Here is a 13,750-nt window from a genome sequence, read left to right on the forward strand (position 1 = left end):
AGTCAGGACGGCCCTCATACATAATTTTATTTTCCCGTTCTGCTGTTCATATTGTGGAAATCCGTATGCCATTCGGCCGGCAGCGCCTGCAGGATATTCTGAGGGCGTTGATGATATTCATCCTCATAAAGATGCTGCACCAGTGCGTCGCCGACCAGCACGCCGTTAGCGTAAAAGGTATTGACGCTGCACTGTATTTTTTGCAAGGGCAGGTCGGCGCTCAATTGCAGGTTATAAACCTGCAGTTCACCGGATTTATTTAAAACGGCGGTGATTTCACACTCCCCGTGTAATGTTTTCAGGCGCATGCCCGTCGTTAATTCACGGGCTGTCAGTATGCCGTTTGCCGTGACGAAAGGGTGCCCCATACTGGCCGTGATGCCAAATAGTTGCCCGTCGTCGCCCTGAGCCGTTATCTCGATATAATTCTGCTCTTGCCCGGTGGTGATATTTTCAACCCTTCTCGGGTGATGGTTGCCACATAGCACAAAGTCGTTGGGTTCGATGGCATCGATGGTTTTTTCTGTGCCGTCCTGCAGGGTAATTAATGTGTCTGCCGCCAGGCAGCCGTAAATAATCTGCATCGGCTTGATTTGCACCGTGTTGAGCATGCGGCGATCGGGGTCGATATCCTTGGGTGCATTGGTAATAAATGCGGCGATGCTGCGGCCTTCCACATTGAGCGTGATTTTGAAAACATAATAAACCTGTTCGCCGGATTCAAAATCCACGCGATTGAATTTCAGCCAGTTGAGATCCCAGGAGATGTTATCGCCATTGATTCTGGTCGCCGGTGAATTGAAGATATTATAGCCGCCGAGTGGGGTAATGGGATCGCCGCCGGCGCGGGTGCGAATCAGATATATGGTGTTGGTGGCATTGACCGCCTGGCCGTTATTGAGGTCTATCTTGCCAAAATAAGTGATGTTGCCCTTGATGGGCACTTTAACCGTGCCGTCCTGATCGTAGCTGGTGCGATAATCGCAATCGCCGTCGTCGCGGGTCAGGCAGATCTTTATCATCTGCTGGTTATACAGATTTCTGGGGGAGTCATTGCGTATTTCTTTGGGATAGCTTTGCGTCGTGACGATTTCAGCGCCGTAAACGGTTTGCTGACCGACCGTTTGCGCAAAGGTGTAGATTACAGTGACCGGAAAATCGCCGCTGGTTTGGCTCTGTGGGTAATCGCCGCTGGCGCCGATGGTGCAGTCTGACGTGTAAACATAGTCGCTTTTATAGGACACATTGCCGACGTTATCGGCGCTGCCGTTAAACAGGCCAAGCGTCTGGGTGACATTGGTCGCCTTGACCGGCAGAGAACCGATGGCGTCGGTTTGGTAATGCCTGCCGTCAGTGGAGTCCAGCCTGACAATGCTGTAGACCGGTTGGACGCCGTTGCTGTCGGCCTCGCCCAGCCGGCCGGACACCTGCCTGGCGCTTTTTGTTTGCTGCCAGAGGCGGGTGAACTGCGGCGCCGCCGCTGGGGTAACGCCGGCCAGCTTGAGTTGGATATCATAAAATTGAACGAGAGTCGGATCACCAGGCTCAATCAGAAATACGCCGCTGTTTTCATACCGGTCGATAACGTTTTTTACGATGCGTTTCTCATCTGACGTATAATCTTTTGTGAGCATAATGTCGGCACCAATAAATTAATGGCATTGCCAGGGGGGCACGCCACTTTTATGGCGTGCGCATCGCTTTCATTAGGGATTATTTGCAGGTTTCTTTGCAGTAAGCGTAAATAGCGCTTAGGCAATCTGAAGATAAATACTGTTCGAATTCCGCATCGGTGGGTTCAATATCGACATCCAACGTCATTGCGTAAAGTTCCTGGGCGAACATGTCTTTGGTGGCAGTGGGTTTGTTTTTAAAATAAGCTTTGATTTTACCTTTGCTGACTTTTCTAATCCAGGCGAACTCACCGCCAATGGCTACTTTTCCGGTGAAGGTGAAGTCTTTACTGGTATAAACGCTGATGTCATTGGGGTAAACCTGATATCTTACCACCTGTTCCACGCCGATATTCTGATTGGTTTCTTCCCAGGTTTCTCTTTTTATTACATTTAACGCAAAGTTTTTTCCATCGACCGGGCCGTCTTTAGCATCGGCAGTACCGCCAAATAACATCGGACATCCTCTGGCAAAACCTTCATTCTTTAGGCCTAATAAAATAAAATCGGAATTGCCGACAGCTTTTGGCGCGCTATCAAGAATGACGTATTTTTTAATAGGCATAGTCAGATCCTTATACGCTGGATGGTATAAAAAGGAGGTAGTGAATCGCTTTGTCGCCGCGTTTTACTCACATTCAACAATAGCAATGGCGCTTGAAAAATCAACACATACATAAAAATAAATTAAGTATTTATTTTTATGTGACAGATAATCAATAAAATCACGGCGTTGTAAAAAGAGGGTGAATAGTTTAAAAAATCAAAAAAACAGAATGTTTTTCGCGATTTTATTTTCTGTTTTTTTTAATTTCAACAAATCAATACGTTGAGTGTGGTTATGGATTTTAATTATTCTAATCATTAGCTGTTTAATCTTTTATATATAGTGCACTAATTTATCATTACTGTGCGCATCATTGACGGGCAATAAATAAAGTGCGCAGCAGAATTATCGTCATGGTGAAAAGTCAAGACGGGAGAGGCGGGGCAGCAGGCTGCCCCTGTTCACGCGCTAGGTTAACGCCCGCAGGCTGCCGATCTCTTCCCAACCGAACTGCGCCGCTTCGGCCAGCACGTCGCACACTTCGCCGGCGGCGGCGACCACTGCCGCGCCGAGTTCGGCGCCGTGCAGCAGATGGCTGACCAGCAACGCGGTAAACAGATCGCCAGTGCCTTTGACCGCCGATTTGACCTTCGGATGGGTAAAGCACTGCGTTTCATTCCGGGTGACCAGCATCAATCCCACTTCGTCTTCGTGCTGCGCTACGCCCGGTGCGCTGGTGACCAGCACCCATTCGGTGGTGTCGTTCAACAATGCCTGCGCGGCGTGTTGCGTCTGCTCCCGGCTGTTCAGTCGCCGGCCGCACAGTTGCTCCAGTTCGAAACCGTTCGGCGTCAGGCCGTCGGCCAGCCGCAGAAACGGCGAGCGATAGCTGTTGACGATGCGTTCATCCACGTAGATCCCTTCACCGTAGTCGCCCATCACCGGATCGATATAGATTTTTATCTGCGGATTGAGGGCGCGCACCCGCTGCAGCCAGTTGGCCAGAATATGGCACTGCATGACGTCGCCCAGGTAGCCGACGATCACCGCCCGGCAGCGCTGCATCACGCCGCGGGCAATCAGATCGTCGAGGAAGCCGCCAAACCATTCGCCGGAGATGACGCCGCCGTGCGGTTTGCCGTAATAGGGCGGGCAGCCGAACAACACGCTGGGCACCTGCAGAGCCTCCAGCCCCTTTTTCAGCAGAGCGCGGTAGGCGATACCGTTGCCGACGCTGCCGTAAACCACCTGAGATTGTATGCTGATCGCGTCGATGGACGGTGACCGCAAGGGTGAAATCTGTTGCATGGGTTACATCCTGAGTTCGTTATTATCCAGCCAGCGCGCGAACACCTGCCGTGCGCGCTGTTCCAGCTGTGCGCCGTGGCGCGCCGCCTGCTCACGCAGGCTCTGGGGCGCGATGCCGGCCAGTTCCAGCTCGCAGGCATGGCCAATCAGCCAGCGTTCGAGATCGCGATGATCGGCTTCCAGGTGAAACTGCAGACCGAGCGCGAAGCCCTGATAGTCGAAGGCCTGATGCGGGCAAAGCGCCGTGCCGGCCAGGCAGCGGGCGCCGTCCGGGATCATGAACATATCGCCGTGCCAGTGCAGCACCGGCGTATCGACCAGCGGCGCCAGTACCGAATCCTCCGTCGCCGCGGTCAGCGGGGCGAAGCCGATCTCTTTCACGCCGAGCGAGATCACCTCAGCGCCCAGCGCCTGGGCGATCACCTGCGCGCCGAGACACACTCCGAGGGTCGGTCGCCGCTGCGCCAGACGCTGTTTGACCAGCGTTAACTCATGATCGAGAAAGTCATAGCGCAGGGCGCCGGAAAAGTGCTGGGCGGCGCTGATCGGCCCGCCCAGCACCACCAACAGATCGGTTTCTTCATTATTGATAGCACGAATATCATCGCGGCCGGCATCGTAATAGTCGATCTGATAGCCGCGCAGCGACAGCAGAGAGCCGAGGATGCCCAGGTTTTCAAAATTGACGTGCCGAATGGCAACGGCTTTTTTCATTGTTTAACCTCGCTAGCCTGAGTGAACGGGGTCAGCGCCAGCGACTCGCCCAGCACAGTGATGCCCTGCGCGCCGCTCTGGTAGACGATGCGGCGCTCGCTGACCTGGCTGAGCCGCACCTGATAACCCTGCGCGGCCGGGAACAGCGCGCAGGCCTGCTCCAGCTGATCGGCTGCCCAGGGGGTGAACATCTGCAGGCGGGCGAAGGCTTTTCCTGCATACTGAATGTCGAGCACGTAATGTTTATCCATGGAACCCCTTACTTTTGTCCGCAGAAGCTGCTAATCTTGTTTGAACTAGTACAAAAGGATTTATGTATGGCTTCATTGTATGCAAAAGGCGGCGGCGCTGTCCAGATTGCCGAGCAGATCGCCGCACGCATCAAAGACGGCGTCTTGCGGCCGGGCGAGCTGTTGCCGCCGGTTCGCCAGCTGGCGGCGGAGCTGGAGGTCAATCCGAATACCGTCGCCAGCGCCTACGCCAGATTGCGCGACGCCGGTCTGGTGGCGACGCGCGGCCGGGCGGGGACGCTGGTGCTGGAGCCGCCGCTGGCGGCGGTGAGTTCGGCCTATGCGCCACGTCAGGTGCCGGCGGGCATGTGCGATCTGGCCAGCGGCAACCTGGACGCCGCGCTGTTGCCGGCGCTGGCGCTGGGCGCGACGGAGGTGTTCCCGCAGCAAAGCGGCTATGACATCAGCGGTGATCTGCCGGTATTGACCGGTCTGGGGCGCGAATGGCTGAGCCGTCAGGGCGTCGAGCTGGGGGAGCCGGCGGTATTTTCCGGCGCGCTGGACGCGATGGAAAAGGCGCTGCGCTGTCATGTCCAACCGGGAGCGGCGGTGTGGGTAGAAGATCCCTGCTGGCCGCCGCTATTGACGCTGCTGCGTCACCTGCGCCTGCGGCCGCTGCCGTTGGCGGTGGACGATCAGGGCTGTCGGCTGCCGGAAAGCGGCACCGCGGGCGCGGTGATCCTGACGCCGCGCGCCCACAATCCGACCGGCGCTTCGCTCTCGGCGCAGCGCGCCCAGCAGTGGCGGCGTTTTCTGAGCGACAACCCGCAGTGTTTGGCGATCGTCGACGATTTCTGGGGGCCGCTGTCGCACCAGCCGCTGCATCTGCCGTTCGACGACGATCGCGGTCTGTACGTGCTGTCGCTCAGCAAGTTTCTCAGCCCGGATCTGCGCATGGCGTTGGCCTGCGGCAACCCGACGTTGCTGCAGGCAATGCGCGCCGATCAGTACATCAGCGAACGCTGGGTTAGCCATATCTTGCAGCAGATTGCCGCCAGACTGTGGGGACAGGCGCTGCAGGAAGGGCAATTGCGGCGGGCGCAGCAGGCATATCAGGCCAGGCGGGATGAACTGGTCCGGCGGCTCAACGCGTTAAATCACACGGCGCTGGCGGTGGGCGAAGGGCTGCATCTGTGGTTGCCGGTGCGGTCGGAAACCGCCGCCGCGCAGCTGATGGCGCAGCGGGGGTGGCTGGTGCAGGGTGGGGAACCTTTCCGCCTGAAGAGCGATCCTGCGCTCCGCGTCAGTCTGGCCAATGTCACGCCGGCGCAGCTGGCGCCGCTGGCGCAGGATCTGTCCGAAGCCATGCGGGCGGGGGCGGCGATCAACTAGGCCGGCGTCAGGCTCTCTTCCGCCAACAGCTGCAGGGAGGCTAATCGGGCGGCCGGCTCGCCGATCGGCGTGTCGATGATGAACTCCTCCACGCCGTAGCGCTGCTGCAGCTGGGCCAGTTGCTGATGGACCTGCTGCGCCGTGCCGAGCAGGATATTGCTTTCTCGCGGCTCGATGCGGTAGTCGGCGGCGCCGGCCTGCTGCACGAAACTCTCCGCCTGCGCCAGGCTGCCGACGGTCACGCTCTGCTCACCGGCAACGTGGACGCGGTATTGCTGAATATCCGCCGCCAGCGCCGCGGCCTGTTCCGCACTGTGCGCCACGATCGCCGCTACGGCGAGCAACGCCTTGCGGCCGCCGCTCAGGGCGGTGTAGTGCGCCAGCGCTTCGCGGATGTCCTGCGGATTGCCGTTTAGATGCGCGGCGAACACGAAAGCCCAGCCGGATTCGGCCGCCAGCGTTGCGCTCTCTTTGCTGGCGCCGAGCAGAAAGCGCTGGGCGGCATGCGGCGGCAACGGCGTGGCGCTCAGCCCCGGTTCCGCGTCGTCGTTCAGGTAGGCGGTCAGCTGCGACAGCTGCTGTGGGAAGGCCGGTTTGTTTTGCCGGTCATGGGCGGCCTGCAGCGCCTGAGTGGCGAGCGGCAGCCCGCCGGGCGCTTTGCCCACCCCGAGATCGACGCGCCCCGGCGCCAGCGCCGCCAGCAGATTGAAATTTTCGGCCACCTTGTAAGCGCTGTAGTGCTGCAGCATCACGCCGCCGGAACCGATGCGGATGCGCGACGTCTGGCCGAGCAGGTAGCCGATCAGCACTTCCGGCGACGGGCAGGCGAGCTGCGGCGTGTTGTGGTGCTCCGCCAGCCAGAAGCGGCGATATCCCCAGCGTTCCGCCTGCTGCGCCAGATGCAGCGTGCGCGCCAGCGCCTGCGCGGCGCTTTCCCCGTCGGCGATCGGACTCTTTTCCAATATGCTCAAGGCATAAGCCATTTTCCCGCTCCTTTCCTCATCAGATATGCCTGACAAATACCATGCGGACGACGCGAGGCTTAATACTGATTGGCGATAGGATATTCCATTGATCCAAAACGAATTTGGATATGCGCAAAGCGGTAAAGCACCCTGGTATTATCCCTCCAGCCAGGCCTTCAGGCGAATGGCGTCGCTGTAATGGCCGTAAGGCGAGCGTGCGCCGAGCAAGATCATCACAATCGGCTGCCCCTTGATGGTGGTGCGCATCACCAGACAGTGGCCCGCCTCGTTGGTAAACCCGGTTTTCTGCAGCTGAATATTCCAGGCGGCGTTGTTGATCAGACCGTTGGAACTGCGATAGACCAGTTGGCCGCGGCCGGGAAAGACGACGCGCTGCCTGTCGGTGCTGAAACGGCGGATGGTCTGATAGCGATAGGCGTGGTTGACCATCTGCAGCAGATCGCGGGCGGTCGCGACATTGCGCGGCGTCAGCCCGGTCGGGTCGTAGAAGCGGGCGCGCTTCATGCCGATGGCGCGCGCTTTCTGGTTCATTTTCGCCACAAAGGCTCTGCGACCGCCGGGATAGTTGCGGCTCAGCGCCGCAGCGGCGCGGTTTTCCGAAGACATCAGGGCGATGTGCAGCATGTCGCGGCGGCTGAGCACCGAGCCGATGGTCAACCGCGAATGGGTTTTTTTCAGCAGATCGCGATCGGCAGGGGTGACTCTCATCCTGTTGCCCAGCGGGCGCTTGCTGTCCAGGGTGACCATCGCGGTCATCAGTTTAGTGAGCGAAGCAATGGGGAGGACGCGGTTAGGCCGTTTCTGATACAGCGTTTTCCCGGTGCGCTGATTGACGACCAGCACCGATTTGGCATGCAGCGCCAGCGGCGCGGCGTGCGCGGTGGTCAGAACGGACAGCAGGCTGAACAGGACAGCGGCGCCGAAGCGCCGGGCGGGAAAGCGGAGAGAAAGGTTAAATAAGAGCATAACGGCGGCAATAATGACCCTAAGTGATTAAAAAATATCACAAGAGTCTGACCGGCAAATGTGAAGAAAATAGGGCGGTACTTATACAAACCGTCAACGAAAACTATAACAGCCCGCGTTGCTGCAGGGTAAAACGGGTGGCCTCATTCAGATCGTACTCCCCCAGGCGTTCGCGCGGCACCCAGGCGTAGTCGTCGAACTCATCGTTAATCGTCACGTCGCGGTTGGCGGCCTGGCAGTCGAAGATCAGATAAATCATATAGATCTGTTCCTGGCTGCCGTCGGCGTAGGTTTTGATGCGCACGTCGTCGCGGAAGGTCCAGGGCGTGATGCGCTCGAGGATCAGCGCGGTGCCCAGCTCTTCGCTCACTTCGCGCCGCAGCGCCTGTTCTATCTGCTCACCTGGTTCGACGCCGCCGCCGGACAGCGCCCATTGGCCGGGAAATACGCCTTTGTGGGCGGCCATTTTACACAGCAGGAAGGCGTTATCGTTTTCAATCAGCGGGCAGACAATGATGCGTTGGCGCATGGAAGACTCCTGTCAAAAATCAAAAGGCGCAGGGTAGCAGGTTTGGCGGCGCAGGATAGAGGGGCCGATCGCGTTCTGCGTAACAGCAAAAATTTTTTGTTCCCTCGCGTTTAACGCCTTGATAAGGGAGTAATCTATCGGACTGGTGAATGGACTTAAAAGGGAACTTTATGAATTACCAAGTGGTGCCGTTTTGGTTTTACTCCGGCAAGGCTCTGCTGGCGGTGCTGGCCGCGATCGGATTGGGCGTGTGCGGCGTCAGTGCGGCGTTCTTCTATTGCCTGCTGCTCGCGCTCGTCTGGCCGGTGGCCGTTTCGATGCGGTTACACCAGCTGGCGGAAAAGGGCGTGGCGATGAATCCCCGGCGGGCTTCGCAATGGATGGTCTATGTGCAAGGCATTCCGGTACAGGAAACCCGCCAGGTGTTAACCAACCCCTGTTTTGCGCTGGAAAACCGGATGCGGACCTTCTTTCTGTGCGCTTTCACCGCTAAAACCTTACTGCAGATGGCGCTGTTGCTGTTGTTGATCACGCAGCTGGCGGCAACGGTTAATCTGTGGATCGCCTTGGCTGGCGTATTGTTCGGCGCCTGGCTGGTGTATAACACCGTCGACAGCATCCAGGCGCTGCGCAGCCTGGCCCGGCGCCAGTGGGTAAGCGAGCAGTGGGTGAGCGACAGCGGCTCTATCTGGCATCGGGCGGCGCTTATCGGCCGTAAAGGGCCGGCGGCGGCGCTGGAACGTCTGTTGGCGTGGTGAGAATGTGAGGGCGCAGGAGCAAGCGGGCGGGCTTGCTTTTGCGTTTTGTTCCTCAACCGGGCGTCAATCGATAGTGTTATTGAGTATCATTTGCAATCACTTCTGGTCAGGATGAAGAAGAAATTTTCACCTGTCACGGAGATGATAAAAAATGCCTAATGGAATAAAACCCTTTGTACTGATGATGCTTCTGTTGTTGTCGGCCTGCCATAGTGCGCCGGTCAGAGAGCCACCTCAAGACGCCGTAGCGACAACCCCTATCGATCCGACCAAATCGCTATTCCCGCTGGGTAACTACTCGCAATCTGTCGATAAATGGATCCCCTATGGCCCGCAACGGCAGGTGCCCGTGATGGATGCCGCCGCGCAGCAGCGCCATTTCTCCGCCCTCAAATCCCACTATTTTGGCATGGGGCCGAATGATCAATCCCCCTGGAATCCGCATTACATCGCTTCCGTCCTGAACCGTGAAGCGCAAAGCCGCCGTGATGCCGCAATGGATAAATACCTGGGAAGTGAAAGTGTCTCCTGGGGGGAAAACTTCAGGACTCACACTGACCGCTGGAAACAGCAAGTCAGAGATAACGCGTCGGCCGACATGGATAAGGAGTTCCATCCTGCGGGCAGGGGCATTGCAGTCCGGGAAACGCTGGTCAGGATCCTGCCGACGGCCGATCCGGCTTATGACGATCCTCGCCTGGCTGGACAGGGTTATCCGTTTGATAATTTGCAGGATTCATCTATCCGTCCCGGTACGCCGGTATACGTTATTACGCAAAGCCGCGATAAACGCTGGAACTACGTCGCGTCGCCTACGGTGATCGGATGGGTGCATAGCGAAGACATCGCGGCGGTGGATCGGCAGTTTGTCACCGAATGGCTGGCGCTGGCGGAGAAAAATCTGGGGGCATTCATTAAACAGCCGGTCTCGGTGCAAGCCGGCGGCCAATTTTATTTTACGGCGCGCCACGGCACGATGTTGCCATTTTACCGGCATCGTCAGGGACATTTTGTCGTCGCCGTGCCGGTTCGCCGAGCGGATGGCCACGCACAGATGCGCCGGGTCGTTTTGCCGGCAGGGGAGTTTGCCGCCATGCCGTGGGAAATGACGCCTGAGCATCTTGCCACCCTGATGCAGTCGATGAACGGCAGGCCCTATGGTTGGGGGAACTCTAACTTCAATAATGACTGCTCCGCCGAACTGCGCAGCCTGTTGATGCCTTTTGGGATATTTCTTCCCAGAAATTCCGCCGCGCAGATACAGGCGGCAAACCGGGTGGTTGATCTTGCTCAAGCGAACACCCGTGACCGGTTGCGCTATCTCAAAGAGCACGGTAAGCCATTCATCACGCTGGTGTACATCCCTGGCCATATCATGCTGTATATTGGCAATGCGCTGGTTGACGGCCAGCTTGTGCCGATGACATACCAGAATATCTGGGGCTTGCGCCCGGCGGATTCAAAAAGCCGCAGCATTATCGGCGGCGCCGTATTTTTCCCGCTTCTGACTCGCTACCCGGAGGCGCCTGAATTGACCTCGCTGGCGGGTAAGGCGCAGTTCAAGCTGGGGTTTATTGAATAGCGCATGCTTTATCTGAAAAGCGACCGCGAATGCGGCCGCTTTTCAGGCGATGACGGGTCGGGTTTGCTAATGACCTAATCTGTCCGTGATGATTTTATAATGTTCATCCGTCAGGTTAGCGTAATTCCAAATAAATAATCCGCCAAGGTTAAAGTCCAGTATCTGATCGATGAAATAATTTAAATTCCAGTCGGTCAATCCTTTGGTCGTCAGGGCCAGAATGCACTTTTTATTCTCGGCGCCGTTTGCCAATGATTGCCTTAATGCCGGGATTACATTCGCGAGAATATCGTCATTGCTCCACATCGCCGCGGCATAACAGTAATGGATAAAGCGATCGCATTGGTCTGACCGAATGATTTTTTTGACTTTCTCGTTGAGCTTTTTGCCGCTTTCCGTATTGGGGTGGTTGTAAGAATAACCGGCAATAAAACCGAAGCTGGCCTCTTTTCGAGCCTCTTTTAGCCGTTTCATGGCTTCGATGACCCGCTCGGTGTTCATATTGCATTCGTCATCAAAATCGACGCCATCCCAGCCCCGGTCTACCGTGGCCGCGACGATCCGCAACACGTCATCCTCATTTGCCGGCTTTTGCTGCGGGGAGCATCCGCCGCCGCCATAAACCCAGAGCGTCTTTCCTTTAAAACCGGGAAGAGTATCGGGTTTATTTTGCTTTTCCGGGCTCCAGCCTGGATGAGCGGCTGTGCCTGTGGTCAATCCATCAAGGTTGGTCACCATGCCATACATCATGACATCGAACGCTTCGCGGGGCTGGCCAGTCAGAGACTGGCTCCATCCTCCGATAATAAACTTGTTCATTGTCGCTATCTCCTTATTGTTCGTGTTCCTTAAATGAATGTGTCTTGCATGATGGAGGGTATCAGTCGCTATATTCATTTCGCCATTGTGCCGGCGCTGAACGGGCCAGAAGTGAAAACTATTTTGAATGTAAATGACGTTTTTATGACGAAAATATTAATCATCAGGAACATTGAAAATCATTAACGTTGGCAGATAAAGATTGCTATAACAGCGGGTGACGTTTTGGGTTAACGGCAATAGGCAGGAAAGGGCGTGATGGCGCAAAGGTTAACGGAAAAGATGCACAAGCTGGATTTCGATGATGAAGTGACCGGGTTGATCTACGGCCACCTATTTCGCTCCGGCAAACCGCCGGCGCGTCTTAACTCGCAGCAGGTTTGTCAGGCCTATCAGACATTGCCGCCCGGCGACGGTTTTGTTTGGCTGCACCTGAATCTCAATCACGCGGCGGCGGAGAAGTGGCTGAAAAACCATTTCGCCATTTCCGATTTTTTCTTTCACGAAATTCGCCACGGATCCCACACCACACGCATTGAACGCCAGGGGGACGATCTGTTCGCCGTGCTCAACGACGTGATCTTTCACCCCGAGGACAGCAACCCGGAAACGGCGACGCTGTGGCTGTATTGCTGCCGCGGGCTGGTGGTGACCGTGCGTCACAAACCGGTGCGGCTGATCGAAAGGCTGCTTGGCCGCCTGACGACGCTGCAGCTGGCGTCGTCAACCGAACTGCTGGCGCATCTGCTGGAAGAGCAGGAGGAGGTGTTGGAGCAGGTGGTGCGGCAGGCCAACCAGTATGTCGATACCATCGAGGATCGTTTGCTGACTCACCGCGTCAAGCGCAACCGCACCGAGCTGGGGCGCATGCGCCGCATGCTGTTGCGCTTTCAGCGCCTGTTGGCGCCGGAGCCGGCTGCGTTGTTTCGCCTCTTGAACCGGCCACCGACTTGGCTGAGCCGTGAGGTGGTGCAGGATCTGCGGCAGTTCACCGAAGAGTTCACCGTGGTGTTGAACGATCTCGCCAGTTTGACCGAACGCATCCGGCTGCTGCAGGAAGAGCTGGGCGCCAAGCTGATGGAGCAGAATAACCGCACGCTCTATACCCTGACGGTGATCACCGTGCTGGCGCTGCCGATCAATATTGTCGCCGGTTTCTTCGGCATGAACGTCGGGGGGATCCCGCTGGCCAGCAATCACCACGGGTTTATCCTACTGGTGTTGCTGGTCGGCAGTTTCACGCTGATCGCCGGCTATCTGGCGTTCAGGCGCAGGGACGAGAGCTAATTACAGGCGGGCGCGGTACTCTTCTTCCAGCCGGGCATGGGTGCTCCAGAACGGTTGCGGCGCGCGATCGTGCAGGCGATCCAGCAGGATATCCAGATGGGTATGCCAGCCGCCGGCGACGCTGAGCATTTCGTCGCGGTTAGCCAACCGCCGGTGGGTCACCGTCAGCAGCACTGCGTTTCCTTGCTCCGTCAGTTCAAAGGTCACTTCGGAAGGACGCCCTTGATCCTGTTCCGCCCAGGTAAAGCTTAACAGGCGCGGCGGGAACAGGCAGGTGATGTGGCCGCGGTTGCTGACGCAGCCGCCGTGCTGTTTGTACTTGGCCGGCGGTTGTTCGTGCTCGCCCGCGAGATCGGAGTTGCGAAACTCCAGCTCCAGCGGCGCGCCGTTTTCCAACTTCATGGCACCGGCCGCCAGCCAGGTGGCGCGCTTGTCGGATTCGGTCAGGTAGGCCCACACCCGTTCGATGGGGCCGGGCAGCAGCCGCTGGATGCGCAGCGTGCCGGGTTCGATAATCATGCCGTAATCATTCATGGTTCACTCCTTGGGAGGAAGCTGTTCGGGCTGCTGCAGCGCTTGTTCGAGCGCATCCAGCCGTTCAGTCCAGAAATGTTCATAGGTTTGCAGCCATTGCATGGCCTGCGCCATAGGCTCGGGTTCGAGCCGGCAGATATGGTTTCTTCCCTGCACGGTGCGTTGCACCAGGCCCGCATGTTCCAGTGCTTTCACGTGCTTGGAGGCGCCGGCGAACGACATCTGCAACGGCGCGGCCAGTTCGCCGATGCTGCGCTCGCCGCCGGCCAGCGCGCGCAACATCGAGCGGCGGGTCGGATCGGCCAGCGCATGAAAAATGGCGTCCAGCTGAGAGGAAGATAATTCAACCATATGGTTGAATATAGAACAGGCAGGCTAATATTCAACCGTTTTGTTGAATATTTTTTGCTCCGGGGCATGAGTGC

15 protein-coding genes are annotated in these 13,750 nt (G+C 57.4%); 4 read left to right on the forward strand and 11 right to left on the reverse strand.

Annotation, left to right across the window (positions count from 1 at the left end; translation table 11 throughout):
• Window positions 1–26: 26 nt before the first annotated feature.
• From ACRAWE_RS06990 to ACRAWE_RS07010, 5 genes are all read right to left on the reverse strand, one after another.
• The gene (locus ACRAWE_RS06990) at window positions 27–1,634 is read right to left on the reverse strand and encodes a Hint domain-containing protein (RefSeq protein WP_063919534.1); all 1,608 of its coding nucleotides are present in this window, start codon (window positions 1,632–1,634) and stop codon (window positions 27–29) included.
• A 79-nt stretch (window positions 1,635–1,713) separates the two neighbouring features.
• Window positions 1,714–2,238, reverse strand: coding sequence for a hypothetical protein (locus tag ACRAWE_RS06995; RefSeq protein WP_063919533.1), 525 nt, complete (start codon window positions 2,236–2,238; stop codon window positions 1,714–1,716).
• Between the two features lie 450 nt (window positions 2,239–2,688).
• Window positions 2,689–3,528 carry a pyridoxal kinase gene (gene pdxY, locus ACRAWE_RS07000; RefSeq protein WP_432525160.1) on the reverse strand — a complete coding sequence of 280 codons (840 nt, stop codon included), beginning with the start codon at window positions 3,526–3,528 and terminating at the stop codon, window positions 2,689–2,691.
• A gap of 3 nt (window positions 3,529–3,531) precedes the next feature.
• Window positions 3,532–4,242 carry a glutamine amidotransferase gene (locus tag ACRAWE_RS07005; protein ID WP_432525161.1) on the reverse strand — a complete coding sequence of 237 codons (711 nt, stop codon included), beginning with the start codon at window positions 4,240–4,242 and terminating at the stop codon, window positions 3,532–3,534.
• Window positions 4,239–4,493 carry a hypothetical protein gene (locus ACRAWE_RS07010; protein WP_063919530.1) on the reverse strand — a complete coding sequence of 85 codons (255 nt, stop codon included), beginning with the start codon at window positions 4,491–4,493 and terminating at the stop codon, window positions 4,239–4,241. Before ACRAWE_RS07010 ends, ACRAWE_RS07005 begins: the two co-directional genes overlap by 4 nt.
• Window positions 4,494–4,559: 66 nt before the next feature.
• Between ACRAWE_RS07010 and ACRAWE_RS07015 the strand changes: the two genes are divergently transcribed.
• Window positions 4,560–5,864 (forward strand): aminotransferase class I/II-fold pyridoxal phosphate-dependent enzyme, encoded by a 1,305-nt coding sequence (locus tag ACRAWE_RS07015; RefSeq protein WP_432525162.1) that lies wholly within the window; start codon window positions 4,560–4,562, stop codon window positions 5,862–5,864.
• On the opposite strand, the gene ACRAWE_RS07020 is transcribed toward ACRAWE_RS07015, so the two are convergent.
• The 3 genes from ACRAWE_RS07020 to nudI form a co-directional block, all read right to left on the reverse strand.
• The gene (locus ACRAWE_RS07020) at window positions 5,861–6,847 is read right to left on the reverse strand and encodes an MsnO8 family LLM class oxidoreductase (RefSeq protein ID WP_432525163.1); all 987 of its coding nucleotides are present in this window, start codon (window positions 6,845–6,847) and stop codon (window positions 5,861–5,863) included. The genes ACRAWE_RS07015 and ACRAWE_RS07020 overlap by 4 nt on opposite strands.
• A 138-nt stretch (window positions 6,848–6,985) precedes the next feature.
• Complete coding sequence (gene pbpG, locus ACRAWE_RS07025; RefSeq protein WP_063919527.1) at window positions 6,986–7,816, reverse strand: D-alanyl-D-alanine endopeptidase; 831 nt, start codon at window positions 7,814–7,816, stop codon at window positions 6,986–6,988.
• Between the two features lie 103 nt (window positions 7,817–7,919).
• Window positions 7,920–8,345, reverse strand: coding sequence for a nucleoside triphosphatase NudI (gene nudI / locus ACRAWE_RS07030; RefSeq protein ID WP_063919526.1), 426 nt, complete (start codon window positions 8,343–8,345; stop codon window positions 7,920–7,922).
• A gap of 170 nt (window positions 8,346–8,515) precedes the next feature.
• On the opposite strand from nudI, the gene ACRAWE_RS07035 reads away from it, so the two are divergent.
• Window positions 8,516–9,103, forward strand: coding sequence for a hypothetical protein (locus ACRAWE_RS07035; protein ID WP_019455452.1), 588 nt, complete (start codon window positions 8,516–8,518; stop codon window positions 9,101–9,103).
• Window positions 9,104–9,254: 151 nt separating this feature from the next.
• On the forward strand, window positions 9,255–10,685 hold the full coding sequence (locus tag ACRAWE_RS07040) for an SH3 domain-containing C40 family peptidase (protein WP_211130190.1): 1,431 nt from the start codon (window positions 9,255–9,257) through the stop codon (window positions 10,683–10,685).
• 66 nt (window positions 10,686–10,751) lie between these two features.
• Here ACRAWE_RS07040 and ACRAWE_RS07045 read toward each other — a convergent pair whose 3' ends face one another.
• Window positions 10,752–11,504, reverse strand: coding sequence for a hypothetical protein (locus ACRAWE_RS07045; protein ID WP_197667967.1), 753 nt, complete (start codon window positions 11,502–11,504; stop codon window positions 10,752–10,754).
• 258 nt (window positions 11,505–11,762) lie between these two features.
• Here ACRAWE_RS07045 and ACRAWE_RS07050 point away from each other — a divergent pair, with 258 nt between their 5' ends.
• The gene (locus ACRAWE_RS07050; RefSeq protein WP_025159767.1) at window positions 11,763–12,791 is read left to right on the forward strand and encodes a transporter; all 1,029 of its coding nucleotides are present in this window, start codon (window positions 11,763–11,765) and stop codon (window positions 12,789–12,791) included.
• On the opposite strand, the gene ACRAWE_RS07055 is transcribed toward ACRAWE_RS07050, so the two are convergent.
• Window positions 12,792–13,325, reverse strand: a complete 534-nt coding sequence (locus tag ACRAWE_RS07055; RefSeq protein ID WP_016927616.1) for an SRPBCC family protein — start codon at window positions 13,323–13,325, stop codon at window positions 12,792–12,794. It abuts the gene before it with no gap.
• 3 nt (window positions 13,326–13,328) lie between these two features.
• Window positions 13,329–13,676, reverse strand: coding sequence for an ArsR/SmtB family transcription factor (locus ACRAWE_RS07060; RefSeq protein ID WP_019455447.1), 348 nt, complete (start codon window positions 13,674–13,676; stop codon window positions 13,329–13,331).
• Window positions 13,677–13,750: the final 74 nt, after the last annotated feature.

This window comes from Serratia sp. BFP-2025 (genome assembly GCF_050880365.1).
In the GTDB taxonomy this organism is placed as follows: Bacteria; Pseudomonadota; Gammaproteobacteria; order Enterobacterales; family Enterobacteriaceae; genus Serratia; species Serratia surfactantfaciens.